A 24966-nucleotide genomic window follows, 5' to 3' on the forward strand; every position below is an offset into this window, starting at 1 on the left:
CAGAGATCCTGCTCTCGTCGTGGTCTGTCTAATGTCGGAAGCCGACGGTGGATATCGCCCAAATGCTTCGGCGGAGCATTTTTGGAGCAGCTCTTTTCAGAGCCGCCCCAACTGCAGCAATGAAAGGCTTAGACGCGCGCCACGAGTTCGATCAGCAGGTCCTTCGCCGCCACCCGGTCTCCCTGCTTCACATGCACCACGGCGATCTCGCAGTCGCGCTCGGCGGCGATATGGGTTTCCATCTTCATTGCCTCCAGCGCCAGCAGCGTCGTGCCCGCGGCCACGCGTTGCCCCGGCTGCACCGCCACGGTCACGATCGAGCCCGGCATGGGCGCGGCGATATGCAGCGGATTGTCGGGCTCGGCCACCGGACGGCTCTGGCGTGCGGATCCCGCTTGCGTGGTGATGCGTTGCTCGACCAGCGTCGTGCGCGATTGCCCATTCAGCTCGAACTGGACCTTGATGCGGCCTTCCTCGGCATCGGGGTGCGTGCCTTGCAGCGAAACCAGCAGCGTCTTGCCCGCGGCAATGTCGATGGCCACCTCTTCCTGCGGTTGCAAGCCGTACAGGAATGCCGGCGTCGGCACCACCGAGGTATCGCTGTAGTTGCGCACGTGCGCGTGGTAGTCCACGGCCTGCTTCGGGTACATCAGGTACGACGCCAGCTGGCGGTCGTCGAGCGGCTCCTCGCAGGCGGCTTCCGCCGCGGCGCGCGCAGCATCGAGATCCACCGGTGGGATCTGGTCGCCGGGCCGGTACGGCGCGGGCGGTTCGCCGCGCAGCACCTTGCGCGACAGCTCCGCCGGGAAGCCGTCGGGCGGGAAGCCCAGTTCGCCCTTGAACAGCGACACCACCGATTCCGGGAACGCGATTTCCTTGCCCGGGTCGCACACGTCCGCGGCGCTCATGTCATTGGCCACCATCATCAGGGCCAGGTCGCCGACCACCTTGGAGGTCGGCGTCACCTTGACGATATCGCCGAACATCTGGTTGACCTCGGCGTACGCCTGCGACACCTCGGTCCAGCGATGCTCGATGCCGAGCGAGCGCGCCTGCTCGCGCAAGTTGGTGTACTGGCCGCCGGGCATCTCGTGGCGGTACACGTCGGCGGTGCCGGCGCGGATTTCGGATTCGAACGGCGCATAGTAGCGGCGCACCCCTTCCCAGTACATCGAGGCTTCGTGCAGGCGTTCCAGGCTCAGGCCGGGATCGCGCTCGCTGCCGGCCAGCGCCGCGGCGATGCTCGACAGGTTGGGTTGCGAGGTCAGCCCGCTCATGGCGTCAAGCGCGCCGTCGACCGCATCGCAGCCGGCCTCGATCGCGGCCAGTGCCGACGCGGCCGAGATGCCGCTGGTGTCGTGCGTATGGAAATGCACAGGTAGCCCGGTTTCTTCCTTGAGCGCCTTGACCAGTGCGGCCGCCGCCTGCGGACGGCAGATGCCCGCCATGTCCTTGATGCCCAGCACATGCACGCCAGCCTGCTGCAGCTCGCGCGCGATGCCGACGTAGTACTTCAGGTCGTACTTGGCACGCGACTTGTCGAGCAGGTCGCCGGTATAGCAGATCGCGCCTTCACACAGCGCGCCGCTTTCGCCCACCGCATCGATCGCCACGCGCATATTGCGCACCCAGTTGAGCGAATCGAACACGCGGAACACATCCACGCCGGCGCTGGCCGCCTGGCGCACGAAGAAGCGCACCACGTTGTCCGCGTAGTTGGTGTAGCCGACCGCGTTGGAGCCGCGCAGCAGCATCTGGAACAGCACGTTGGGCACGCGCTCGCGCAATTGCTCAAGGCGCTGCCACGGGTCTTCCTTGAGGAAGCGCAGCGCCACGTCGAAGGTCGCGCCGCCCCAGCACTCCAGCGAGAACAGCTGCGACAACTCGCGCGCATAGAACGGCGCGATCGGCAGCATGTCGGCGGTGCGCATGCGCGTCGCGAACAGCGACTGGTGCGCGTCGCGCATGGTGGTGTCGGTCAGCAACACCTGCTTCTGCTCGAGCATCCAGCGCGAGAATTTCTCGGCGCCGAGTTCGCGCAGGCGGTCGCGCGTGCCGTACGGCAGCGGCGTGCTGTTGGCGACCACGGGCAGCACCGGTGTCGGCAGCGGCAACGGCGGCAGCGTGCGGCCGGCCATTTCCGGGTGCCCGTTGACGCTGATCTCGCCCAGGTAGCGCAGCAGCTTGGTGGCGCGGTCCAGGCGCTTGGTGAATTCCAGCAGTTCCGGCGTCTTGTCGATAAAGCGCGTGGTGACGTTGCCGGCGCGGAACGCGGGATGGTTGATGACGTTTTCCAGGAACTGCAGGTTGGACGCCACGCCACGGATACGGAACTCGCGCAGCGCGCGGTCCATGCGCCGGATCGACTCGGGCGCGGTCGGCGCCCAGGTGGTGACCTTGACCAGCAGCGAATCGTAGTACGGCGTGATGACCGCGCCGCCATAGGCCGTGCCCGCATCCAGCCGCACGCCGAAGCCCGCGGCGCTGCGATACGCGGTGAGACGGCCGTAGTCCGGCAGGAAGCCGTTCTCCGGGTCCTCGGTCGTGATCCGGCACTGCAGCGCGTGGCCGTTCAGATGGATATCCTGCTGGACCGGCACGCCCGCGGCGCGCACGACGATCTCGCCGTCCTCGTTGCGCGTGTTCTCGGTCATGCCGATATGGCCGCCTTCCGTGATCCGGATCTGCGCCTTGACGATATCGACCCCGGTGACCATCTCGGTGACCGTGTGCTCGACCTGGATGCGCGGGTTGACTTCGATGAAGTAGAACTGGCCGGAATCGGCATCCAGCAGGAACTCGACCGTGCCGGCATGGGTATAGCCGACCGCACGCATCAGCCGCATCGCCGCTTCGCACAGCTCTGCCCGACCGGCATCGTCGAGGTAAGGCGCGGGCGCGCGTTCCACCACCTTCTGGTTGCGCCGCTGCACGGTACAGTCGCGCTCGTACAGGTGCACAAGATTGCCGTGCGTGTCGCCGAGCGCCTGCACTTCGACGTGGCGCGCATTGCGCACCAGTTTCTCGACATAGACCTCGTCATTGCCGAACGCCGCCAGCGCCTCGCGCCGCGCCGCCGCCAGCGAGCCTTCCAGGTCCTGCTCGCTTTCCAGGATGCGCATGCCACGCCCGCCCCCGCCCCAGCTCGCCTTGAGCATCAGCGGATAGCCGACGCCGGCGGCCAGCCGCTTGCAGGCTTCCAGGTCGTGCGGCAGCGGGTCGGTGGCCGGCATCACCGGCACGCCGGCCTCGATCGCCGCGTTGCGCGCGGCCACCTTGTTGCCGAGCTTGCGCATGACGTCGGGCGACGGGCCGACCCAGCGGATGCCCGCGTCGATCACGGCCTGCGCGAAGTCCGGATTCTCCGACAGGAAGCCATAGCCCGGATGGATCGCATCGACCTTTGCCTGGCGCGCGATGCGCAGGATGTCATCGATATCGAGATAAGCCGCCAGTGGTTTCTTGCCCTCGCCGACCAGATAGCTTTCGTCGGCCTTGAAGCGATGGAGGGCAAGGCGGTCTTCCTTGGAATAGATCGCCACCGTCCGGATATTCATCTCGGCCGCGGCGCGCATCACGCGGATCGAGATCTCGGAACGGTTGGCAATCAGCAGGGATTTGATGGGAGCGTAGTTCATAGGTGACGACTGCTTCGCCGTGTAGAGTGAACAGCAACTGCGGACGTTAAGGTTAGGCAGCACAGCGGGTTGCCCGCCGCAAGCATCTCGAAGCCGTGGTGGACGATCAACTGCCACGACTTCTTGATATGGGTCGTCCAATGTAGCTAGTGGTTCCGCATACGCAAAGCAAATGTTTATAATTCTGCTTATTTGCTTTTCATATAGTCATGAAGCTCGATCTGAATCTTCTGCGCGTACTGGTTGCAATTCATGACTCGGGCAGTGTCACCGGGGCGGCAAAACGTCTGAAGATGAGTCAGCCCGCTGTCAGCGCAGCACTGGCGAGACTTCGCGACTCCTTGGCCGACCCGTTGTTCATTCGGCAAGCGGAAGGCATGGCTCCGACGCCGCGTGCGGATGCGCTTGCAAGTAAGGCAAAGGAAGTGCTTGACGCAATCGACCATGGCATCCTCAGAGCGCCAGAGTTTGACCCAAGCACAAGTGATGAGGAGTTTGTTTTCTGCCTGAGTGCGATCGGTGAAATCGTGTTCTTGCCGAAGCTAGTGCGGTACATTCACGAGCGCGCGCCTGGCGCCCGCGTTAGAAGCGTCAGTCTTGCACCGGCGCAGCTTGAGGAAGGGCTGCGCTGTGGGGAAGTGGATCTTGCACTTGGCTATTTCCCCGATCTTCAAAAGGCCGAGTTCTTCCAGCGCCGCCTCTTTTCCCACGACCTTGTTTGCATGGTGCGAGCGGGACACAAAATTAAGGGTCCCCGGATGACGCTCAACCAGTTCACGTCAACGGAGCAGGCTTTCGTCAAGGACGGAAACCGGACGCAAGAGATGTTTGAAGCTGTGCTGGCGGAAAAGGGGATCAAGCGCAACATCGTACTTCAGACGTCGCACTACTTAAGCATCCCAATTGTGATCGCGGAGTCCGACCTAGTGGTGGTGCTACCGAGAACTGTAGCAAATGTCTTCGCAGACTCGACACAGGTCCGCATAGTTCAGCCTCCGATGGAGATTCCCCGCTACGACCTCAAGGTGTACTGGCATCGCCGGTTTTCGCATGATCCCAAGGCTAAGTGGCTACGAGATCTGGCAGTCGAAATCTTTGCGGATGGCCCCGACTGAGCTTTGCCGGAGAACCTACGTTTCGCTAACCCTCGACGACAGGCGGGCGCCGTTCTGGCACCCGCCTTTGGTGCCTGGACGGGCCCCACTAGGCTACTACAGCGTCGCTTTGCCCCTCGTTATCTAGGAACGCTCCTTGCTCAACGAGCTTCCGTTGGAGTTCCGTAACGTTGATATCGTGGGGAGAGATAGACGAGTGAACCGCCATCGCAGCCGCCGTTCCGGCAGCCTGGCCCATCACAAAACATGCCCCGGTGACGCGCGCCGCGGATTGGCCGTCGTGCGTCATAGAGGCACATCGGCCAGCCACCAAAAGGTTCTCAACACCACCTGAAGTGGATCGACGCGGCAAGAGCATTCTGTACGGTAGCTGGTTATACCCTCGGGACGACGGAATAGGTGGCCACACCCATTGAACGTCGCCAGCCACGTGCTTCTCCAATGGCCAGCCATTGACGCCAATAGCGTCTGGGAAATCGGCACACTGCAAGACGTCATCTTCGGTCAGCATATACTCGCCGACCAGCCGGCGCGTCTCACGAATACCGAGTTGAGGTGCTACATCAAGGGCATAGACTTGCTCGAACCCAGGTACTTTTGCTCGGAGGAACGTGAGATAATTAACGATTTGTCTTCGCCCCTCGAGTTCACCGTCACTCAGAGACTGAGCATCGGTTCCGTCGGTCGCCGAACCATCGGCGTTCTTGAGTTGCGTGACGTTGACCCGCCATTCATACGCGTGTTTCTGCGGACGCACAATTGCACCACGACGCGGAAACTTGAATTCTCCAGTGGCCTCCGCCTCGTCCATCAGCCTGGGAATTACTTCCCAGGCATTACCCGCGCGTTCAGCGTCCACATTGCCAAGTCGGAACATGAGGGTGGGATAAAGCATGTGACCATGCTCGTCACCCTTTTCGGTCGGCACATCGGCCCACTGCGTAATGTCTGCATCCCCAGAGCAGTCGATGAAGCATTTAGCCCGCACAGCTACGCGACCTGACTTCGTCTCCAAGAGCAGAACGTCGATGTTTCCGTTCGCCTTCTTGACGACGCCTGCCGCCAAGGCATGGAAAAGAATGTGCACCCCTGCAGCAGTAAGAAGGCCATCCGCTGCACACTTGAAGGCTGACATGTCGTATGCCTGGGCGAAAATCTTTTTGAAGATCAGGTGCGGCTCATTTAGTCCGTCCAGCGCACGCATCCTCGCTAGCAGCTCATCCGCCACCCCGTGGACGACTTGCCGGATATCCCCAAAGACATTCGCATGGAGTCCGCAGAAGTTTGTGACACCTGCTGCGGTACCCATTCCGCCTAGAAATCCGTACCGTTCTGCCAGCAGCACTTTTGCACCATTACGCGCTGCAGCCGCTGCCGCAGCAATGCCAGCCGGACCTCCACCGAGCACCACAACATCAAAATCGCCAAACACCGGAATGTGTCGTTCAATTTCAACGACCTGCTTGGCAGTTTTTGAAATTTCCATCATTTACCCCTTAAGCCTAGTCAAGCTTGATGTTGTGTTTTTGAACAATTGGCTTCCAGCGAGCCAGATCTGACGCCATTACCGCTCGGAATTGACTTGGACTATCGCCGACAACGTCCATGTACTGGAGCTTCAGCTTTTCATGCACCGCGGGCTCGGCAAGGACCTGGACAATTTCCTTATGCAACCGAGTGACAATTGCGGGCGGCGTCTTTGCCGGAACGATAAATCCTATCCATGCGTCTGCCTGGATATCGTCCAATCCTGCCTCTGCCAACGTCGGCAGTTCGGGTAGAGTAGCGGAGCGTTTCGCACTGGCCACGGCCAGACCTTTGAGCTTGCCGGCTTTGATATGCGGCATTACGGCTGCGGCCGGTAGCAAGGCAAAATCAACGTCTCCCGCGATTACCGCTGTTACCGCGGCACCCGATCCCGGGTATGGCACATGCACGGGATCCGCGTTGCACCGGCCGGCGATCGCCTCCATCGCGAGGTGGGATATGGTTCCGGCTCCCGTCGACGAGAAGCTAAATTTCGAGGGATTCTTCTTGAGCAGCGCGAGGAAGTCCTTCGTGCTGCCCACGCCAAGTTTGTGGGAAACCACCAGGACAGCGGGCTGCGTCGCAGCTATCGTGATCGGCTCTATGTCCTTTGCCGGATCGTATGGCAGTTTCTTGTACAGGAGGGTATTGACGGCGAGTGGCCCGGCAATGCTCACCCCGATCGTCTGACCATCAGGCGCTGCCTTCGCTACGGCATCAGTGCCGATGTTGCCGGAGGCGCCCGATTTGTTTTCCACGACCAACGGCTTACCGAGCCGGACAGAAAGTCGTTCGGAAATGATCCGGGCGGCGAGATCTGGCGTAGACCCAGCCGCAAAAGGCACGATCACACGTACAGGCCCAGATGGCCAATCTTGGGCGAATCCTGCCGCTGGTATTGTTAACAAAGCGCTCAGGAGGCCCCTCAGAATTCTGCGAGTCAGCATTGTCTCTTCCAAGTATTTCATAAGTAACACGTCGGCCTGCTTGGCGCCGAAAAGCCAGCCACGGTCAAGCCTTGCACGAAGCCTAAGCCAGTGACACTATTTCGTCGATTGCATGCGGACAATAGTCTCAAGCGGAAATCTAAATAATGGACACTCGACTGCTAACAGTCTTCGACGAGATCTACAAAACCCGCAGCGTCTCCCGAGCGGGGGAGAACCTGGGCATGCCGCAAACATCAGTTAGCTTGGCACTAGGGAGGCTGCGTCGCCAATTTAACGACCCGTTGTTTGTCAGGACTGCGGTTGGAATGCTTCCGACGCCACAAGGTGAGGCGTTGATCGTTCCATTCAGGCAGGTTCTCGAGCTTCTGCGCAAAGCTACCGAGCAGCAGATCACCTTCGATCCGGCGAAATCCCATCGAAAGTTCTTCATCAGCATGACGGACATTAGTCACTTGGAGTTCCTTCCCGCACTGGTTAATCGCGTGAACGAGGTCGCTCCAACCGTCCAGATTGAGGTAATGCGGATTACGGGGGAAACGAGCAAGCAATTGGAAGCCGGTGAATCCGACCTTGCTATTGGGTTCATGCCCGAACTCGAAGCTGGCTTCTATCAACAGCGCCTATTCACCCAAGGATTCGCTTGCGTCGTTCGCAAGGACCATCCCAGAGTAAACGTTCGAGTGACGGCTGCCATTTTCAGGAACGAGAGGCACGTGGCTATTACCGCTGCGGGCACAGGACATGACTTGGTTGAACGCAAGCTTGCGGAGCTTAAAATGGAGCGTCAACTGGCCCTAACTCTGCCCACCCTACCAGGGCTTGGCAACCTGCTGGCAAACACAGATCTGCTTGCAACCGTCCCCGAGCGGGTGGCGAACATGCTAATGCGAATTGCGAACGTAAAGGCACTCCCTCCCCCCGTTTCATTCCCTAGTTTTTCAATCAAGCAGCATTGGCACGAGCGATACCACCACGATCCTGCCAATCGATGGCTTCGATCCGTTGTCGCTGAGTTGTTTTCGGAATAGCATCCGCACGAGCGCGCTATGTCGAGCAGCGTCACGTTACTGAGAGATCGATGGATGATTAGTGTTCGCGCGCTCCGCTTAAAGGCGTTCTGGGCAAAAGGGAAATGGTTTCAATGGCCGTCCTGATAGGGGTGTTCGTGCTTTCCGTGCAGATTGATACGCTGAGATGCGAAATCTCCAATGCCACCAACGACTTACGGCATAGGAAAAATAGCACTGCGGGCTTTTCGCAAGTCATTGCTATAGCGGAATATTTTCCCTTCAACCGTATCAATTTGCGCGGAAAGGACGATTACCCCTAAATGGGTCGTCGTTGGTTGTGTCGGTGAGCCCGCGTCAGATCGCCGTTGGTCTGAGGGCCGAATGCATCGGCGGGCCTATCCAACCCGGAAAAACTCGACGCTTTGCCCCGCATTGACGGCCCGCTTGAGCCACGACGGCATCTCGCCCTGCCCGTCCCAGGTCAGCCCTTCCGCATTGCGGTAGCCGACCACCGGCGCCGGTGGTGCGGGCGGTGGAGGCGGCGGCGGCGCGAAGCACCCCGCTGCGTCGAGGTCTTCCAAGGTGAGCCCGTAGTTGTCCATCTGCGCCTGGATCCAGCGGATCGCGTCCGCCCGCTCAGTCTTTGCTGTCATCGCTGCCGTCACTGCCGTCACTGCCGTCGTTGCCTTCGTCCTGATTGCCAGGCAGCGCCGCCGCCCCCGGCTCATTGCCCGGCTCTTCCCTTGGGCTTCCTACGCAGTGGCCGCCGAACTTCCGGCCTGCCGAGTTTGCTCGTCAGAAGGGGGGCGGGCCGGCCGCGCCCGCCAACCTGTCGTTCAGGACAAGAGATCGATTAGGAAATGCTCGGGCTTCTTGCCAATCCACGCGGGAGCCCGACCGCGTCCCGACCAGGTCTGGCCCGTCTTGGGGTTGCGGTACCTCGGACGCAGCGCGGCCTTCGTCTTGGTCGGAACAGCGCGGGCAGCGGATTCAACACTGGGCTTGCCCACAATGTCCTCCATGCTGAGGTCGTACTCCTGCATCCACTGCCGAATCTCCTCCACGACCTTTGGCACTTCCGTGGCTCGCAACTGCTCAAGTTGCGCATTGACAGATGCCAGTTGAGCGAGCAGTGAGGATTTGGACGGGCGTTGAGTTGCGGTAGGCGCTTTTTGCTCCTGTCGTGGCTTCCGGGTTCGCGTCTTCTGAGTCGGCGCTACCGGGGCAGCCTCCACTCCAGGCAGTGTTCTCTGCTTCGGCCCGCGCTTCCGGGTTGGGGGCGCTTGCGTCGTGACTTCCGAGGCGGCAACTTCCGCCAGGATTCTCGGCTTCCGACCGCGCTTCGGGGCCCGCGTCTCTGCCGGCGCCGCTTCCGCAGCGGCGGTTTCGGTGCGCGCATTCGGCTTCCGACCGCGCTTCGGGGTTCGCGTCTCTTCCGGCGCAGCTTCCGCAGCGGTGGTTTCGGTGAGCGCTTTCTGCTTCCGTCCGCGCTTCGGGGCCCGCGTCTCTTCGGGCGCCGCTTCCGGAGCGGCAGTGTCGGTGAGCGCTTTCGGCTTGCGACCGCGCTTCGGGGCCCGCGTCTCTTTGGGCGCCGCTTCCGGAGCGGCAGTGTCGGTGAGCGCTTTCGGCTTGCGACCGCGCTTCGGGGCCCGCGTCTCTTCCGGCGCAGCTTCCGCAGCGGCAGTGTCGGTGAGCGCCTTCGGCTTCCGACCGCGCTTCGGGGCCCGCGTCTCTTCAGTCGCCGCTTCCCGAGTGGCCGTTTCGGCGAGCGCTTTCGGCTTCCGACCGCGCTTCGGGGCCTGCGTCTCTTCAGGCGCAGCTTCCGGGGCTGGGGCGTAAAGCGGTGCGACCGGGGCGGCCGTTTCGGTCCGTTCGTCCTGGGCGGCAGGTTCCATCGGTTCGTCCGTGGCCAGGACTTCCACCGGCGCTTCGGCCACGGCTTCCGTGGTCGCTTCCGAGGGCATGGCTGCCATGGGCGTTTCCGGCGCGTCAGATTCCGTCAACGCTTCCGAGGCGGCGGCTTCCCTCGATGCTTCCGGTGCCACGTCTTTCGTTGCAGCGTCCGGGGCTGTGTAAGGCCGCCGGCGCCGATAGGACACGGTCGCCGTCGGGCCGCTCTCCCGGCTGGTCGACCAGAAGTCCATGCGTCGGGCCTGCGTGTCAGCGCTGCCACGAGCAACGCCTGCATCACTGGCTTCACCCATGACGGGATCCGCGTCGCGCCTCGCCTCAGCGATGGGAAGCTCCATCTGACCAGGTCCGTCCGTCGCATGGCTCGCGACCACGCGTTCCACCACTTGCTTCGAGGTCAATTCGTTCTCCTTCATGGAAGACACTGCCGGTGCAGACGCTTCCTGATTCCATGGACGGTGAGACCTTGTCTTTTGCGTGTTGTTCGCTTCAGCGGACCGCGTTCCCCGCTCAGTCTTGGCTGTCATCGCTGCCGTCGTTGCCTTCGTCCTGATGGTTGGGTAGCGCCGCCCCCGGCTCGTCGCCCTGTTCTCCGCCCAGCTCATCCTGCTGAGCTTCCCCCTGACCGTCGCCCGGCGCTTCCGGCGCGGTCGCCGCCGAACTGCCGCCCTTGCGCCGCCTTCCACCACCGCCGTCCCGTTCGCGCGGCGCGACGCGCAGGGTGGCCAGCAACTGGCGCGCGAGCGCCGCTTCGGCTTCGGCCCGCTCGGCCCGGCGCTGCGCCGCGGCGAGTTCCGTCTGGACCGCCTCCAGGTCACCCGCTGTCCTGCGCTGCGCCTGCTCGGCCAACGCGAGCCGATCGGCCAGCGCCGCAGCCTGCGCTTCCAGCTTGGCGCGCCCCTCCGCCTGCGCCACCGCCGCATCACGCGCCTCGCTGCGGGCCGCCGCCAGTTCGCCGCGCAGCTCGTCGGCCGTGCGCTCGCTTTTCTGGCGCGCGGTGCGCTCCTGGTCCAATTCGCGCAAGCTGCGCCGCTCGCTGGCTTCGGCGCGTGCCTGCGCGAGGGTCACCGCCTCGCGCGCCCGCTCCAGCTCCGTCGAGAATTGGGTGCGCAACGCGTCCAGCTGCCGCCGGCCCGCCTCGAGTTCCATCCGCCCCGCCTCGAGCCGGGCCTGGGTCGCGGCGTGCGCCTGCCGCTCCGCGGCCAGGTCTGTCTGCACCGCCTCATGCGCCTGTCGCGCTTCCCCCAACTGGGCGGCGATCGCCGCGGCGTCCTCGCGCGCGGCCGCCGTCTCCGCGCGCGCCGCATCGCGCTCGGCTTCCGCTTCGCTCGCGGCGTGCCGCGCCTCCGCGCGCAGCGTGGCGAGCTCGGCGGACGCGGCCTCGTTGGCCGACTGCCAAATGGTCAGAACCGCCTCGGCGGCGATCGACTTGAGCGCGTCCGGCAGGTCCGGATGGTCAATGGTCACCCGCGTGCGCCCACGCAGTTCTTGCCAGAACGCCTGCAGTACCTCGGCGGGCGTGCCCATGCTGCCCTTGCGCACCAGGCTGTAAAGCTTGTTGGCGGTGGGGGTGACACCGTAGCGGAAGAACAGCAGGCCGCAGACCTCGCGGTACAGCGCACGGGTTTCGGGAAAGCGCTCGCGCAGCTCGGCAATGTCGTGGGCCATGGCGGCCTGCAACGCAGCGTCGGTCAGATCCAGGTCGGCCACCGGCATCGGGGAAAAAGTGAATGATGTAACGATATATATTACTACGTAATACGTTTAGTAGCTAATGATTATTGCCTGACTTTAGACATAACTGCGCTTATGTCTAAAAACTGAGCCGCACACGGGTCCCTCTTCCCCGCCAGATCCATTCCACTGGCCGGAGGACCCTCGAAGGCAACGCATAACCTCCCCGTTCTTATAGTGACCTCTCCTGCCTGTAACCACAGCAGATTACAATTTGGATTACAAAACGGTTTACTATCTCGGCACAGCGGCCTATAGTCGATCCAACACAACGAGGTGAGCAACATGGGCGTGGCAGCAAGAACTATTCGAAAGCAGGAACTACCGGGCCAGAAAGTCGAACGGGGCACGACCAAGGCAGGCTCCCCGATCGATGTCGCGGCGGAACTGCGCGCGCGTATCGCGCGGCACGATCTATTGCCAGGAACGAAACTGGTTGAGCAGGAACTGGCGCAGGAGTTCGGCACGACGCGCCCGCGCATCCGCGAGGCGTTTGCCGCGCTGGAACAGCACGGACTGGTTGAGCGGATTCCAAACCGAGGGGCGATCGTCACGCGCATCAGCTTCGAGCAGATCCTGCAGATCTACTGTGCGCGTGAGGCGCTGGAAGGCATGAGCGTACGGCTGGCGGCGCAACTGGCTCCGCGTGGCGAATGGGACGACCTGATTGAACTGTTCGGCGCCCCGATGGAAACGGCGCTGGACAATGGCGATTTCGACTTCTATCTGGAGGGCTACGACCGCTTCCGGCAGCGCGTCGTCAAGAACGCCGGCAACCCCATTATCCAAGGCATGCTGGATTCCATTATGGAGCGCACACAGGCGGTGATCCGCCGCGCCATCGTGCTGCCTGGCCGGGCCAAGCTGGGCTTGGCGCACCACAGGGCAGTGCTGGCCGCGCTTCGGGAGCGCGATGCAGAAAAGGCGGAGGCGATTCGCCGGCAAAGCCTGCGCGAAGCCGCGGAGTATCTCAGCAAATACCGCAAGTTCATCGTTTGACCACAAAAAGAACATAAAAATGAAAAGGAGACCTGCCCGATGCTGTCATTCGTCCATCGCGCCGTAGGCGCGGCCGCCCTCGCGCTCGTCGGGCTGGCACTTTCCCCCGCGCCGGCACATGCGCAAGACAAATACCCGAGCCGCCCCATCAAGATGTATGTCGGCTTTTCCGCAGGCAGCGCGACGGACATCGTGGCCCGCGTGGTGGCGCAGCATCTCTCGGAGCGCCTCGGCCAGTCCATCGTGGTGGAAAACAAGACCGGAGTGGGCGGCAGCCTGGCCGCGGAAGCGGTCGCGCGCTCCGCGCCGGATGGCTACACCCTGCTGACAGTTTCCAGTGCCATTGCCGTCAACCCAGCGGTCTACCCCAAGCTTTCCTTCAACGTCGAGAAGGACCTCACGCCAATTGTGCTGGTGGGCCGCCTGCCAACTGTTCTGCTGGTCAACAACAACTTTCCCGCAAAGTCCCTGCCGGAATTCCTCGCTTATGCACGTAGCCATCCCAAGAAAGTTAACTATGGCTCGTCCGGCGTAGGGGGCTCTACCCACCTGAGTACCGAGTATCTGGCGACACTCACCGGCACGTCGTACACCCACGTGCCGTACCGGGGCAACGCGCAGGCAATCGCCGCGCTACTGGGCGGCGAGATCGACATGGTGACCGATACCATCCTGCTCGCCGCGCCGAACATCCAGGCCAAGCGCGTACGCGCACTCGCCATTTCAAGCCAATCACGTTCTCCGCTCGCGCCAGATGTCCCGACCTTCGCGGAGGCAGGCCTGCAAGGCTACGACGGCAGCCTGTTCTTCGGCCTGATGGGTCCCAAAGACATGCCACCAGAGATCGTGGCACGACTCAACCGCGAACTCAACGAGTTGCTCAAGTCCTCCCCCGAGCTGCGCCAGCGACTACAGTCTGCCGGTGGGCTCGACCTGATCGGAGGCAGTACGACGGTCTTCCGCGACATGCTGCACAAGGAGGTGGCGTTGTGGCGCGATGTCGTCAGGAACGCCAACGTAACCGCCCCGCAGTGATGCGCTCCGGAGAGCCTCGACATGCAACGCGATGCAATGCTCAAGCCCCTTTCGGGCTACACGGTGATCGAACTGGGATCCACCGTTGCGGGTCCCTTCTGCGGCAGGCTGCTGGCCGATTTCGGCGCCAGCGTCATCAAGGTGGAAACACCCGAGGGAGATGCCCTGCGCTCGATGGGCAGCCACAAGGACGGCGTCTCGCTCTACGCCCTGTCGATGTTCCGCAACAAGGAACTGATCTCGGTTGACCTGCGCAACGAGGAGGGGCAATCGCTGCTGCGTCAGCTGGTGGACAAGGCAGACTTCGTCATCGAGAACTTCCGGCCCGGCACGCTGGAACGCTGGGGCCTGTCCTACGAGACGCTGAGCGCGTCCAACCCGGGCCTCATCCTGATCCGTATCAGCGGCTACGGCCAAGATGGCCCGTACAGCCGGCAGCCAGGCTACGGCGTCATCGGCGAAGCCCTCAGCGGCCTCCGCTCCATCACGGGCGATCCGGACCGGCCGCCCGCACGCGTCGCCACGTCCCTGTCGGACTACGTCACCGGACTGTATGGTGCTTTCGGCGGCATGCTTGCGTTGGAGGCACGGCACCGCACCGGCAAGGGCCAGATCGTAGATACCGCCTTGGCGGAATGCGCATTCAGCTTCATGGAGCCCCACGTGATGGCTTACGACCAGCTCGGGGTGATCGCGGAGCGTGCCGGCTCCCGCCTGCCAGGATCCAGCCCGAACAACCTGTACCAATCAGCCGATGGCTGCTTCATCCACGTGGCAGCATTGGCCGATCCCATCTTCCGCCGGCTGTGCACCGCACTTGGCGATCCCGGGCTGGCAGACGACCCGCGCTACGTCAGCAACCGGCTGCGCAGTCAGCACAGCGATGACGTGGATGCCCTGGTGCAGGAGTGGGTCGGCGCACGCAGCTATGAGGAAGCTCACCGCCTGCTCACCGCGCACGATATTCCGCACGCGAAGATCTACAACATCGACGATGTCTTTACCGATCCGCACTTTTGCGCTCGTGAAACCATCACGCGGCGGCCACATGACAGTCTTGGCATGGTGGCGGTGCCGAACGTGACGCCGCGCCTGTCCGATACGCCAGGTCAAGTGGACACGCTAGGTCGCGAAACCGGCGCCGACACGGCATCGGTGCTGGGTCGCATGCTCGGCATAAGCGCGGAAGCGCTTGCGGGCCTGCACTCACGGGGCGTCATCTTCGACGAGCGCCTCGCCCGTTGATCCCGGCATTCCTCAAACCTCAGTACTTTCTCTCTGCCAAAAGAAAAGGATGGACTCATGAGCGTCAAAGTGAAATCCGAAGTGGTCGGTTCTGTGTGGAAATGCGAATGCGCATCGGGGCAGACCGTGGATGAAGGCGACGTGCTCTTCATCATCGAATCCATGAAGATGGAGATCCCGGTCGAAGCCACACATGCAGGTAAGGTTTCCGAGGTGCTGGTCAAGGAGGGCGAATCCATCGCCGAGGGACAAATACTTGCCGTGGTCGAACCGGCCTGAGGAGATGGCGATGGACATGAGTCAAACAATTCCGTCGGAAGATCTGTTCGAACTCGAACGGCGGCGGGAACTTGGCCTTGAGCTGGGCGGCCCCGAGGCAATCGAGCGGCATCATGCGGCCGGGAAGCTGACCATCCGCGAGCGGATCGATGCGCTCTCTGATGCCAATTCGTTTCATGAGGTCGGCCGGCTGACCGGCCAGGGCCACTACGACGAGAATGGCAAGCTGGTCAAGGTCACCCCCGCACCATATGTCATGGGCCTGGCAACGGTGGACGGCCGTTCGGTCGCCATCGGCGGCGAGGACTACACCGTTCGGGGCGGTGCCAGCTGGAGCGGAGACCGCAAGAAAGGCGGGCAAGGCGGCTTCGTGGAGGAACTCGCCCTCCACTACAAGATTCCGCTGATCAATCTCATCGACGGCGTCGGTGGCAGTGTCACCTCCGCGCAGCGGCGCGGCCATACGGTGTTCCCAGGCGTTCATGGCTTTGAGACCTCCGCTGCGCTGCTTGGCCAGGTCCCGGTGGTATGCGCCGTGCTAGGCACCGCCGCCGGCGGCCCGGCGGGGCGAGCCATCCTTTCGCACTGGTCCGTGATGGTCAATGGCACTAGCCAGATCTTCGCAGCCGGCCCGCCGGTGGTGAAGCGCTCGCTTGGCCAGGACATTTCCAAGGACGAACTAGGGGGCGCGAAGCTTGCCGTCGATGTGGCCGGATCCGTCGACAATGCCGTCGAGAGCGAGGCGGACTGCTTTGACATGATCCGGCGCTACCTGTCGTACATGCCGCAGAATGTGTGGGAATTGCCGCCCGTGACCGCCTGCGACGACCCACCCGACCGGCGGGAGGAGGCACTCGCGACGATCGTGCCGACCGACCGCCGCAAAGCCTATGACATGCGCAAGGTTATTCGCATGGTCTTCGACCGCGGCTCTGTCTTTGAGATCCAGCCCACCTACGGCAAAGCTGTCATTACGTGTCTGACCCGTCTGAATGGCAAAGTGGTGGGCGTGGTTGCCAGCAACCCGATGGCCTATGGTGGCGCCATCGATGCCAAGGCGGCCCGCAAGCAAACGCATTTTATTGAACTCTGCGACACCTTCCATATTCCCCTGGTGTTCCTGGTGGACGTGCCAGGCTTCATGGTGGGCCGTGATGCCGAGGCACAAGGAACGTTGCGAGAAGGCATGCGCAGCGTTTTCGTGAGTCTGCAGGCCACCGTCCCGATCGCTACCGTGGTAATCCGCAAGTGCTACGGCATGGCTGGCATGGCCGCCACCGACAAGAACGGTCTTGGTCTCAAGCTGGCGTGGCCGACTGCGGAATGGGGATCTCTGCCGATCGAAGGCGGCGTGGCTGCGGCATTTCGCCGTGAAATCGCCGCCGCCCCGGATCCTGCGGCTAAGGAGCGCGAGATCGAGCATCGGCTGCGCCAACTGGCCTCGCCTTTCCGCACGGCAGAAGCGTTTGGCGTGGAAGACATCATCGATCCGCGCGAAACCCGCTATACCCTGAGTCGGTTCATTGACGCGGCGCAGATTACACTAAAGACGACGCTTGGCCCCAAGTTGAAAATGGGGGTACGGCCTTAGCGCGCCGATTGGTGTGCGGCACGCAGGCAGGGCGATTGTCATCCGCCCTGCCTGCCATACGCCATCAGTTCAAGTGTACGACGCACGATTTCCATCTCGGCAGTCCCGATACTCTGGGCAATCTCCTGCTCAACCTGATCGATCACGGCATGCATCTGCACAAGGTAGTCCAGACCAGCGGGCGTGAAGGCAACGATCAATGCGCGCGCATCTGCCCCATCGGCTTGCTTGCTGACCAGGCCGAGTTGCTCCAATACGGCCACGACCTGCGAGACGGCCTGGCGCGTCGTGCCGGCGCGCTGGGCGATCACGGTGCTGCGTGTGCCTTCCAGGTCAATATAGGGCAGCACCATCACGCAGGCATCGGGCACGGCTGGTAGGTCGCAGGCCTCGAGGGAAGCAGACACGCGGGCAAGGAAGTTGCGCCGCGCCAGCAGAAGCAAGCGGCTCAAGCCGCGCTGCCGTGAGCGTTGAAGCTGTGCGAGTTGCTTATTACCGATCATCGAATCTCCGGAAACCGAATGGTGCGTGCTCATGGTAAAGCAGATTGACAGAATGTCCTCAGAACTATTTCGTCCGGGTACTGCCCTCCCCCCGCTCGATAAGGGCACGCTCACATCAAGCCACATCGTCCGCTGGTGCGCCGCGCAGGAAAACTGGGACAAAATCCACTATGACAGGTCCTATGCCCGGAACGTTGCTGGCCTTCCTGATACCGTCATCAACGGCGCGCTGAAGCAGCAGTTCCTATTCCAGCTGGCCACACAAGCCTTTGGTGAAGGGAGTTGGCTTTGGCGGCTGACTTGCCGCTTTCGCGGCCCGGATCTGGTCGGCCAGCGGCCGCGGGGCGAAGGCAAAATCAGAACCGTGGATTATCAGGCGAACGTGACAGCGCTGCATCTCGACCTGCACCTGTTCAATGTGGATATCGGCAGCGCGACCACCGAAGGCTCTGCCGTAGTCCTGCTGCCCGTCAGCGACGCAGACAATCCGCATGAGCTTCCGTCACGGTATATCGAGCCAGCCGCGTCACAGACGACCGATGTGACCCCGCGTGGACTCGATGAGAATGTCCCTGCATCGATCCGTCGCCACATCGGCACCGAGATCGAGCACATTGATTCCTTCAACACAGTCGAGGCCGGCCGACTCCGCCTCTTCGCCGATGCCGTGATGGGCCGCCCGCGTATCACCATGACATGCACGCCGCGCGCAGCAGTGTCCATGGTGGCCTGGTCGCTCCCCTTTATTCCCGCTGCACGCGATGTCCTGCGGCACGCACGAACTCGACACCGAGCCAACTGCACTAGGACGGGAGGCGGTATGCGAAGTAGGCCGTGCGTTCGCCAAACGCTTCGGTTTGCCGCCCCAGGGATTGCTTAATGGTGGCACTAACGTCTGCATCTACGCCTTGGCCAGGCCAGGCGACACTGTCAAGGCAAGCAGTCGGCTGGCCGGCGTGCGTTGCAAGACAGGCCGTCGCGGCGAACGAATGTTGGTCTTTGATACCGAAAACCGCTACAAAACGACAGCCGGCCAACTGCTGGCGCATGAGCATCAGACCATTTTGCATCGGTTGATCTAGGGAGCTCGCCGTGCCATCAGACACTCGCGCGATATTAGTCAAGTAACTTGACATTACCGAAGGCAATTTCTACGCTGGCCTTCACAATCAGGGAGACATCAACATGAGGATGCGATTCTGGGGAATTGCGGCATTGCTCGTTGCTAGCCTGGCAACGGGACACGTAGCCGCGCAGGACTGGCCGGCGAAACCCATTCGCCTTGTCGTGCCATACGCACCGGGCGGGACCAATGACAGGCTGGCGCGCGAGTATGCAGAGTTCCTGCGTAAGAGGCTCGCGCAGGCCGTGGTGGTGGAAAATCGCCCGGGCGCCTCGACCAACATCGGCAGCGAGCTTGTCGCCAAGGCAGAGCCGGACGGCTATACCTTCCTGATCGGCATCGACGGCTTGGCTACCAACCGGTTCACCGGACCCATACCGGCATTTGACCCGCAGAAGGAGCTGGCCCCGGTGAGCCTGCTGACGCGCGTGCCCTGCTTGATCGCCGCCAACAACAATTTTGCGGCGTCAAATATCGCCGAAATGATCACGCTGGCCCGCAGCAATCCCGAGCGCTACTCGATCTCCAGCGCCTCGTTGGTGCTACAGGTTGGCCTGCTTAACTCAGGCTCGAAGATCCGCCTTAACCATGTTCCTTACAAGGGTGGCGCTCAAGCTTCTGGCGATGCCATGGGCGGACAAGTGGATATGGTGATCGCCAATGTGCCGGTGCTCGCCCCATTCGTGCGTGGCAACAAGTTGCGCCCCCTTGCGGTCAGTTCGGCAACGCGTAGCGCTGCGTTTCCAGATGTCCCGACGCTGAAGGAAAGCGGTATGTCGGATGCTGTGTTCTCGAACTGGTATGGCGTATTTGCTCCTGTCGGAACGCCGGAGCGAATTATCTCGCGAATGGCAACCCTGTCACGGCAGTTTGTTGAGGATCCTGCCATCAACAAGCAACTGACCAGCGAGGGTTACCAGCTTGAGGCGTCGACGCCGGCGGAGTTGGGCGCGTTGCTGGTTACCGACGGTGCCTCCGCAAGCCGGTTCGTCGCGGCAAATCAGGCACTTTTCAAACGATAGCGACAGAGGGGAGACATAGGAATGGGATTCGAATCGTTGATCGACGAGCTGTCAAAGCGCGAGGCGCGCGCCAAGCAGATGGGGGGCCTGGAAAAGCTGGCGCATCGCAAGGCTTCAGGGGCCCTGAATGCACGGGAGCGCATCGACTACCTGGTAGACGGGGAGAGCTTCCTGGAGTCTGGCTTGCTCGCCACGTCGTACCGGCCGGAGGACCGCGACCGCTCCCCTGCCGATGGCAAGATTGCCGGCTACGCGCGCGTGGATGGACGTGAGGTTGCCGTAGTCTCAAACGACTTCACGGTGCTAGGCGCGTCCAGCAGCACTGTCAATGGCAACAAGGTCGCGCATATGAAAGCTGTCGCGACCCGGCGTGGGCTTCCAATGGTGTTTCTCGGTGAGTCGACCGGCGCCCGCATGCCCGACACCATGGGTGCGCGCGGCATCGGCTCGGGCGACCGGCCAACGCAATACCTGCGTACGCGCGAAACTCCGTGGGCGTCGGCGGTGCTGGGCCATTGCTATGGCTCATCAAGCTGGTATGCGGCACTGGCCGACTTCGCGGTGATGCGAAAAGGCGCCGTCATGGCCGTATCCAGTGTCAAGCTTACCTCGATGGCCATCGGCGAGGAAGTCGACCCCGAAGCCCTCGGTGGATGGGAAATTCTCACCGGCGTATCGGGCCTTGTCGACATGGCTGTCGATACAGACGAGGAAGCGCTGGACGCGGTCAAGCGCTTCCTATCCTATCTCCCAAGTCACCACAACGAGGCTCCGCCGGTACACCCGGTGCCGGCAGGCTCAGGCAGCGAAGCACACCGTATTCTCGACATCGTGCCGGAGTCGCGTACCAAGGTTTATGACGTGCGCAAGATCATTCCCCTGATCGTCGACAAAGGCAGCACATTCGAGCTAAAGGCCCGCTACGGAAAATCGGTCGTGACTGCACTAGCACGCATCGATGGCCGCAGCGTCGGAATCATCGCCAACAATCCGATCGCCAAAGGCGGTGCCATTGACGTCGATGCCTGCAACAAGGCAACCAGCTTCATGGTGCTCTGCGATTCGTTCAATATCCCACTAGTGTTCATGACCGACCAGCCTGGATTCCTGATCGGCATTGAGGGCGAACGCCGCGGCGCCGTTGGTAGGGTGATGAACTGGATGAACGCCCTTTCGCTGGTCACCGTGCCGAAAATCGCCATCATCATGCGCAAGACGTATGGCCAAGCCGTGCTCAACATGGGCGGTGCCGGCAATGCGGACGAGTTGATCGCCTGGGTATCCGCGGAAGTCAATTTTATGGATCCACGCTCTGGCGTCACCATCGTGCATGGCGTGAAGCAAGAAGATGACCCCGAGCGATACGCCGTGCTTCTCCAGAACATGGAGCGCGACACTTCCGCCTGGGACATGGGCGCAGCCTACTCGGCTCACATGGTCATCAATCCGGTCGACACGCGCCAGACACTGTCTCGTTTGCTCGACGTGCACCGACTGCGACTCACCAACGGCGTGGGACAGCACCTCATGCGAACCTGGCCGACCAGCTACTGAGGAGCGTTATCTATGCGAACCGTACTAATTGCCAACCGGGGAGCCGTCGCTGCCCGTGTATTGCGCACCCTGAAACGCATGGGGCTGCGCTCGGTCGTGGTCTACTCCGAAGCCGACCGCGACTTGCCATATGTGCGGCAGGCGGACGAAGCCTACTGCATTGGCCCCGGGCCGGCGGTGCAAAGCTATCTGAACGAAAGCGCCCTCTTCGACGTCATGCGCCGCTCGCGTGCAGATGCAGTGCATCCCGGATATGGTTTCTTGTCCGAGAATGCAGGCTTCGCGCGCAGCGTCGAAGCCGCCGGCCTGACCTTCATCGGCCCAAGCCCCCGCTGGATCGACGCCATGGGCCATAAGACGCGCGCGCGTTCATTGATGGCCGAGCACGGCATGCCAATGTGCAAGTCCTCCGAAATCGTTGGGGAAGATCCCCGAGACATCGAGGCAGCCGGCACAGCCGTTGGCTACCCGGTACTGGTCAAGCCCGCCGGCGGCGGAGGCGGCATCGGCATGGTTGCGGCCCAGGATGCCCCATCGCTGATCGAGGCGGTAACGCGGGCACGGGCCCTGGCGCAACGCAGCTTCGGCAACGGCGACGTGTATCTCGAACAGTTGTTCGAGCGGCCCCGGCATATCGAATTCCAGATTTTGGCCGACCGGCATGGCAACGTACGTCATCTCTTTGAGCGCGATTGCTCGGTCCAGCGCCGTCACCAGAAAGTCATCGAGGAGGCCTGTGCGCCGGCCTTGCCCCCCGGTGAAGCGGATGAGATCGGCAACCGGGTGGCCCGCTTGCTGGGCAAGTTGGGCTACGACGTCATTGGTACGGTGGAGATGCTGCGCGGCAGCGATGGCAGCTACAGTTTCCTCGAGATGAACACCCGCTTGCAAGTCGAGCACGCTGTGACTGAGGCGGTTACCGGCCTTGACCTTGTCGAGGCTCAGATCCGCCTGGCTGCCGGGGAGTACCTGCGTGATGTCCTATCCGATCCGGTACGGGCAGAAGGCCATGCCATCGAACTGCGCATTTACGCCGAAGATCCAGTGCGCTTCTTCCCTTCGCCAGGCACACTGCAGGTATTTCGGCTGCCGTCGGGTTCGGGCATCCGCATAGAAACCGGCTATGCGGAAGGCAATACGGTAAGCCCCTACTACGATCCCATGATCGCAAAGATCATCGTCCATGCCTCGGACCGCCAGGCAGCGATTGCGTTGGCAAAAGAGGCGCTGTCTGCAACCGACATCGTTGGAGTCAAGACCAACGTGCCACTACTTCAACGCATGTTGACTTACGCCCCCTGGCTCGCGGGCGAACTGCATACCGGCTTAGTGCACGACCTGCTCGCATCTCCATCGGCTTGATTGAGGCGTTGGGAAATGGCAAGTGACGAGGCACTGAGAATGCCTCGCCTTGCCGCAACCACAGCCACGATCGCGTCAAAAGAAGCGGTGCCGTCGGGCTAACCGCGACCACGATGGGCGCGCTCTTCTGCCGCCGCGGTGCCCAGGGCATCGAGCGCGGTGGCTGGAAGTGACCGGCAAAGGCGAAAAGACAAGGCTGGCCCGGCTACCGACGAGTTGATTGCCGACCTGGCGCGCTACCGTCTTCCCCGCAGTTCGGAGAGACGCGTCCACTGGTGCTGCCGGTGATTGGAAGAGCGGGCAGCGAGAAACCGCTGTCACCCGGCGCGCCGCACCTGATCCTGAAAGAGGTATTTGGCATGGCCGCGAAACGCCTGCGGGAGCGCAGGCCGGAATGGGAACCGCAAGCCGCAGCGCTGGCCAGCGCCTCGGCAGCACTGGCTGCGCCCCACCGCTGGCTCGCATATGACCGACAAGCAGGTCGACCTGCGCTTTGTGCGCGACAACTTCGGGCACAGCTCGCTGTCGACGACGAGCGGCAACCTGCACAGCGAGGAGGATGCGCGGAAGCCACGCAGGCACGGCATCGGATCGGCTGGGGAATGGAGAAATAGCAGGTGGATGCCGATTATTTCACTATCGTGAAATTTTGGCGCCATCCCATTAATGCAAGCTTCCCACTCAAGTTTTTCGTTCATATCAAGGCGATTAATTGCATTCCATAAGAGATTTTTAAGTTACATCCATACGCAACCACCACCTCAATTAAAGCGCTCCGGCGCCATGGCTCGAGGAATTTTACGGTGCTGCGTGAAACACAATTACTGCATTTATCATCCATTTTTCAGCTTTATCGCGCTTTTGGCAGCATCCCGCCATCAACTCTCTTGAGTGCGCCAATTTGCGGGTCGCGAGGAGGCCCCACTAGTATCACCCTCCTCAGTGCTCGGCCCTCCCGTGAGACGACCGGGCCGAGGATGACCGGAACAGGAGGTGACGTGGAAAATGCATCCGCTAGCGGCCGACATACCCGCATGCTGGCCCGCCGCGCTGCGCTGGCTGTCCTACCCGCGGAGCAGCCCGTAGTGAAGGAGTTCGGCAATTGCTGATTGACCACCTGAACCAGGCCGCAGCCGAGCGCACCGCTGGTGCCTTGACGCGCAACCGCCGCACCGCGCACACCGGTTGCGCACCTCACCAGACGGTTAGCGCCAAGGACGGTCAAGTACGTCCTCTGCTGGGCTTTTGCAGCAACGACTACCTCGGGCTGGCAAGCCACCCGGCGGTGATCGCGGCTTTCGCGGAAGGGGCCCAGCGCTACGGCGCGGGTAGCAGCGCTTCCTCCCTCGTCAATAAGCATTCGCTCGCCCACCACCAACTGGAAAGCGAGTTGGCCCGGTGGTTCGCACCCAATATTCCCAAAGTGCAGGCGCTCTACTTCTGCACCGGGTACATGGCGAACCTGGCGGTGCTGAGCGCGCTGGGAACGGACGACGCCACCCTGTTCTGCGACAAGCTCATCCATGCCTCGTTGATCGATGGCGCACTGCTGGCTCGCGCTTCGATGAAAAGGTACCCACACTGCGACGTCACCACGCTCGCCCGGCAGCTTGCTGCCTGCCACAGCCCGCTAAAGCTGATCGTGACCGACAGCGTGTTCAGCATGGATGGCGACATGGCACCGCTCGCCGAAATGCTGGCATTGGCCGAGCACCATGACGCCTGGATCGTGGTGGACGATGCCCACGGCTTTGGCGTGCTGGGGGAGCGAGGCCGCGGGGCACTCGAGCACCTGGGGCTGACCTCCGAGCGCCTGATCTATGTTGGCACGTTGGGCAAGGCAGCGGGTGTCGCGGGAGCTTTTGTCGCCGCGCACCGGACGATTGTGGAGCATCTCGCCAACGTGTCCCGTCCCTACCTCCACAGCGCGGCTGCGCCGCCGGCCATCGTCCATGCACTCCTGAGCAGCCTGACGCTGATCGCAAGCAATGAAGGACGCGAGCGCCGCGACCACCTGATGCAACTGATCGGGCAGTTGCGCAGTGGCCTTCAAATCCTGCAGGTCCGGCATCCGCGTGCCGGCTGGCAGCTCGCCGACAGCAGTACCCCCATCCAGCCCCTGATCGTCGGCAACAACGAGGCCGCGCTATCGCTGTCCCAAGCGCTTGAGAACGACGGCATCCGCGTTACCGCGATCCGCCCGCCCACCGTGCCCAATGGTACGTCGCGGCTGCGCATCACACTGTCGGCGTCGCATACCGCAGCCGACGTGACACGCTTGCTGGACAGCCTGTCCGCCATCATGGCTCCAAGGGGAGATGCATGAAAAATCTCTCGCCTCATTGCCGTCGCTTCCGAACCGTGCCAG

20 protein-coding genes and 1 pseudogene are annotated in these 24966 nt (G+C 62.3%); 14 read left to right on the forward strand and 7 right to left on the reverse strand.

The features are described from left to right. Window positions 1-128 precede the first annotated feature (128 nt). Window positions 129-3638: a pyruvate carboxylase gene (locus E1J61_RS15980; RefSeq protein ID WP_133095034.1), complete on the reverse strand. Its 3510-nt coding sequence runs from the start codon at window positions 3636-3638 to the stop codon at window positions 129-131. A gap of 209 nt (window positions 3639-3847) precedes the next feature. Here E1J61_RS15980 and E1J61_RS15985 point away from each other — a divergent pair, with 209 nt between their 5' ends. Then, window positions 3848-4753, forward strand: a complete 906-nt coding sequence (locus tag E1J61_RS15985) for a LysR family transcriptional regulator (RefSeq protein ID WP_133095035.1) — start codon at window positions 3848-3850, stop codon at window positions 4751-4753. An 88-nt stretch (window positions 4754-4841) separates the two neighbouring features. Here E1J61_RS15985 and E1J61_RS15990 read toward each other — a convergent pair whose 3' ends face one another. Continuing rightward, a complete protein-coding gene (locus E1J61_RS15990; protein WP_133095075.1) occupies window positions 4842-6239 on the reverse strand; it encodes an FAD-dependent oxidoreductase in 1398 nt (465 codons plus the stop codon). 16 nt (window positions 6240-6255) lie between these two features. Next, window positions 6256-7248: a Bug family tripartite tricarboxylate transporter substrate binding protein gene (locus tag E1J61_RS15995; protein WP_371704232.1), complete on the reverse strand. Its 993-nt coding sequence runs from the start codon at window positions 7246-7248 to the stop codon at window positions 6256-6258. Between the two features lie 125 nt (window positions 7249-7373). Here E1J61_RS15995 and E1J61_RS16000 point away from each other — a divergent pair, with 125 nt between their 5' ends. Beyond that, the gene (locus tag E1J61_RS16000; protein ID WP_133095036.1) at window positions 7374-8258 is read left to right on the forward strand and encodes a LysR family transcriptional regulator; all 885 of its coding nucleotides are present in this window, start codon (window positions 7374-7376) and stop codon (window positions 8256-8258) included. 377 nt (window positions 8259-8635) lie between these two features. On the opposite strand, the gene E1J61_RS16005 is transcribed toward E1J61_RS16000, so the two are convergent. The 3 genes from E1J61_RS16005 to E1J61_RS16015 form a co-directional block, all read right to left on the reverse strand. Then, window positions 8636-8893, reverse strand: coding sequence for an H-NS family nucleoid-associated regulatory protein (locus E1J61_RS16005; protein ID WP_133095037.1), 258 nt, complete (start codon window positions 8891-8893; stop codon window positions 8636-8638). 183 nt (window positions 8894-9076) lie between these two features. Next, complete coding sequence (locus E1J61_RS37820; protein WP_243736887.1) at window positions 9077-10567, reverse strand: H-NS family nucleoid-associated regulatory protein; 1491 nt, start codon at window positions 10565-10567, stop codon at window positions 9077-9079. Window positions 10568-10661: 94 nt separating this feature from the next. Then, complete coding sequence (locus tag E1J61_RS16015) at window positions 10662-11867, reverse strand: DNA-binding protein (RefSeq protein ID WP_133095039.1); 1206 nt, start codon at window positions 11865-11867, stop codon at window positions 10662-10664. Window positions 11868-12170: 303 nt separating this feature from the next. On the opposite strand from E1J61_RS16015, the gene E1J61_RS16020 reads away from it, so the two are divergent. The 5 genes from E1J61_RS16020 to E1J61_RS16040 are packed head-to-tail and all read left to right on the forward strand — an operon-like array spanning window position 12171 to window position 17034. Beyond that, window positions 12171-12884, forward strand: coding sequence for a GntR family transcriptional regulator (locus E1J61_RS16020; RefSeq protein ID WP_133095040.1), 714 nt, complete (start codon window positions 12171-12173; stop codon window positions 12882-12884). Between the two features lie 39 nt (window positions 12885-12923). Then, complete coding sequence (locus E1J61_RS16025) at window positions 12924-13919, forward strand: tripartite tricarboxylate transporter substrate binding protein (RefSeq protein WP_133095041.1); 996 nt, start codon at window positions 12924-12926, stop codon at window positions 13917-13919. A gap of 21 nt (window positions 13920-13940) precedes the next feature. After that, window positions 13941-15164, forward strand: a complete 1224-nt coding sequence (locus tag E1J61_RS16030; protein WP_133095042.1) for a CaiB/BaiF CoA-transferase family protein — start codon at window positions 13941-13943, stop codon at window positions 15162-15164. A 57-nt stretch (window positions 15165-15221) separates the two neighbouring features. Beyond that, a complete protein-coding gene (locus E1J61_RS16035) occupies window positions 15222-15443 on the forward strand; it encodes a biotin/lipoyl-binding carrier protein (RefSeq protein ID WP_133095043.1) in 222 nt (73 codons plus the stop codon). A 10-nt stretch (window positions 15444-15453) separates the two neighbouring features. Then, window positions 15454-17034, forward strand: a complete 1581-nt coding sequence (locus E1J61_RS16040; RefSeq protein WP_133095044.1) for an acyl-CoA carboxylase subunit beta — start codon at window positions 15454-15456, stop codon at window positions 17032-17034. A 38-nt stretch (window positions 17035-17072) separates the two neighbouring features. On the opposite strand, the gene E1J61_RS16045 is transcribed toward E1J61_RS16040, so the two are convergent. After that, window positions 17073-17537, reverse strand: coding sequence for a MarR family winged helix-turn-helix transcriptional regulator (locus E1J61_RS16045; protein WP_243736888.1), 465 nt, complete (start codon window positions 17535-17537; stop codon window positions 17073-17075). Between the two features lie 52 nt (window positions 17538-17589). Between E1J61_RS16045 and E1J61_RS37425 the strand changes: the two genes are divergently transcribed. The 7 genes and pseudogenes from E1J61_RS37425 to E1J61_RS16080 all read left to right on the forward strand — a co-directional run bounded on the left by E1J61_RS37425 (window position 17590) and on the right by E1J61_RS16080 (window position 24924). Then, window positions 17590-18417 carry a hypothetical protein gene (locus E1J61_RS37425; RefSeq protein WP_165971485.1) on the forward strand — a complete coding sequence of 276 codons (828 nt, stop codon included), beginning with the start codon at window positions 17590-17592 and terminating at the stop codon, window positions 18415-18417. Then, complete coding sequence (locus E1J61_RS38835) at window positions 18299-18619, forward strand: MaoC family dehydratase N-terminal domain-containing protein (protein ID WP_133095047.1); 321 nt, start codon at window positions 18299-18301, stop codon at window positions 18617-18619. The genes E1J61_RS37425 and E1J61_RS38835 overlap by 119 nt, the downstream gene beginning before the upstream one ends. Window positions 18620-18722: 103 nt before the next feature. Next, window positions 18723-19682 (forward strand): tripartite tricarboxylate transporter substrate binding protein, encoded by a 960-nt coding sequence (locus tag E1J61_RS16060; RefSeq protein WP_133095048.1) that lies wholly within the window; start codon window positions 18723-18725, stop codon window positions 19680-19682. Window positions 19683-19703: 21 nt separating this feature from the next. Further along, on the forward strand, window positions 19704-21236 hold the full coding sequence (locus E1J61_RS16065; RefSeq protein ID WP_133095049.1) for an acyl-CoA carboxylase subunit beta: 1533 nt from the start codon (window positions 19704-19706) through the stop codon (window positions 21234-21236). 12 nt (window positions 21237-21248) lie between these two features. Beyond that, a complete protein-coding gene (locus E1J61_RS16070) occupies window positions 21249-22598 on the forward strand; it encodes an acetyl/propionyl/methylcrotonyl-CoA carboxylase subunit alpha (protein ID WP_133095050.1) in 1350 nt (449 codons plus the stop codon). A gap of 98 nt (window positions 22599-22696) precedes the next feature. Continuing rightward, window positions 22697-23212 (forward strand): annotated as a pseudogene (locus E1J61_RS16075) (tyrosine-type recombinase/integrase); the annotation flags it as partial. Window positions 23213-23700: 488 nt separating this feature from the next. Further along, the gene (locus E1J61_RS16080) at window positions 23701-24924 is read left to right on the forward strand and encodes an 8-amino-7-oxononanoate synthase (protein ID WP_133095051.1); all 1224 of its coding nucleotides are present in this window, start codon (window positions 23701-23703) and stop codon (window positions 24922-24924) included. The last annotated feature ends 42 nt before the right edge of the window (window positions 24925-24966 follow it).

The sequence above is a fragment of the Cupriavidus sp. L7L genome (assembly GCF_004353535.1).
Lineage (GTDB): Bacteria > Pseudomonadota > Gammaproteobacteria > Burkholderiales > Burkholderiaceae > Cupriavidus > Cupriavidus oxalaticus_A.

Excerpts from the sequence above, each read along its gene's own strand:
- E1J61_RS37820 (WP_243736887.1), bottom strand. The coding sequence starts at position 10,567 with ATGAAGGAGAACGAATTGACCTCGAAGCAAGTGGTGGAACGCGTGGTC.
- E1J61_RS15985 (WP_133095035.1), top strand. The coding sequence starts at position 3,848 with ATGAAGCTCGATCTGAATCTTCTGCGCGTACTGGTTGCAATTCATGAC.
- E1J61_RS16020 (WP_133095040.1), top strand. The coding sequence starts at position 12,171 with ATGGGCGTGGCAGCAAGAACTATTCGAAAGCAGGAACTACCGGGCCAG.
- E1J61_RS16035 (WP_133095043.1), top strand. The coding sequence starts at position 15,222 with ATGAGCGTCAAAGTGAAATCCGAAGTGGTCGGTTCTGTGTGGAAATGC.
- E1J61_RS37425 (WP_165971485.1), top strand. The coding sequence starts at position 17,590 with ATGTCCTCAGAACTATTTCGTCCGGGTACTGCCCTCCCCCCGCTCGAT.
- E1J61_RS16005 (WP_133095037.1), bottom strand. The coding sequence starts at position 8,893 with ATGACAGCAAAGACTGAGCGGGCGGACGCGATCCGCTGGATCCAGGCG.
- E1J61_RS16070 (WP_133095050.1), top strand. The coding sequence starts at position 21,249 with ATGCGAACCGTACTAATTGCCAACCGGGGAGCCGTCGCTGCCCGTGTA.
- E1J61_RS15980 (WP_133095034.1), bottom strand. The coding sequence starts at position 3,638 with ATGAACTACGCTCCCATCAAATCCCTGCTGATTGCCAACCGTTCCGAG.
- E1J61_RS15995 (WP_371704232.1), bottom strand. The coding sequence starts at position 7,248 with ATGAAATACTTGGAAGAGACAATGCTGACTCGCAGAATTCTGAGGGGC.
- E1J61_RS16000 (WP_133095036.1), top strand. The coding sequence starts at position 7,374 with ATGGACACTCGACTGCTAACAGTCTTCGACGAGATCTACAAAACCCGC.
- E1J61_RS16030 (WP_133095042.1), top strand. The coding sequence starts at position 13,941 with ATGCAACGCGATGCAATGCTCAAGCCCCTTTCGGGCTACACGGTGATC.
- E1J61_RS16025 (WP_133095041.1), top strand. The coding sequence starts at position 12,924 with ATGCTGTCATTCGTCCATCGCGCCGTAGGCGCGGCCGCCCTCGCGCTC.
- E1J61_RS16015 (WP_133095039.1), bottom strand. The coding sequence starts at position 11,867 with ATGCCGGTGGCCGACCTGGATCTGACCGACGCTGCGTTGCAGGCCGCC.
- E1J61_RS16065 (WP_133095049.1), top strand. The coding sequence starts at position 19,704 with ATGGGATTCGAATCGTTGATCGACGAGCTGTCAAAGCGCGAGGCGCGC.
- E1J61_RS15990 (WP_133095075.1), bottom strand. The coding sequence starts at position 6,239 with ATGGAAATTTCAAAAACTGCCAAGCAGGTCGTTGAAATTGAACGACAC.
- E1J61_RS16040 (WP_133095044.1), top strand. The coding sequence starts at position 15,454 with ATGGACATGAGTCAAACAATTCCGTCGGAAGATCTGTTCGAACTCGAA.
- E1J61_RS16060 (WP_133095048.1), top strand. The coding sequence starts at position 18,723 with ATGAGGATGCGATTCTGGGGAATTGCGGCATTGCTCGTTGCTAGCCTG.
- E1J61_RS38835 (WP_133095047.1), top strand. The coding sequence starts at position 18,299 with ATGTCCTGCGGCACGCACGAACTCGACACCGAGCCAACTGCACTAGGA.
- E1J61_RS16045 (WP_243736888.1), bottom strand. The coding sequence starts at position 17,537 with ATGATCGGTAATAAGCAACTCGCACAGCTTCAACGCTCACGGCAGCGC.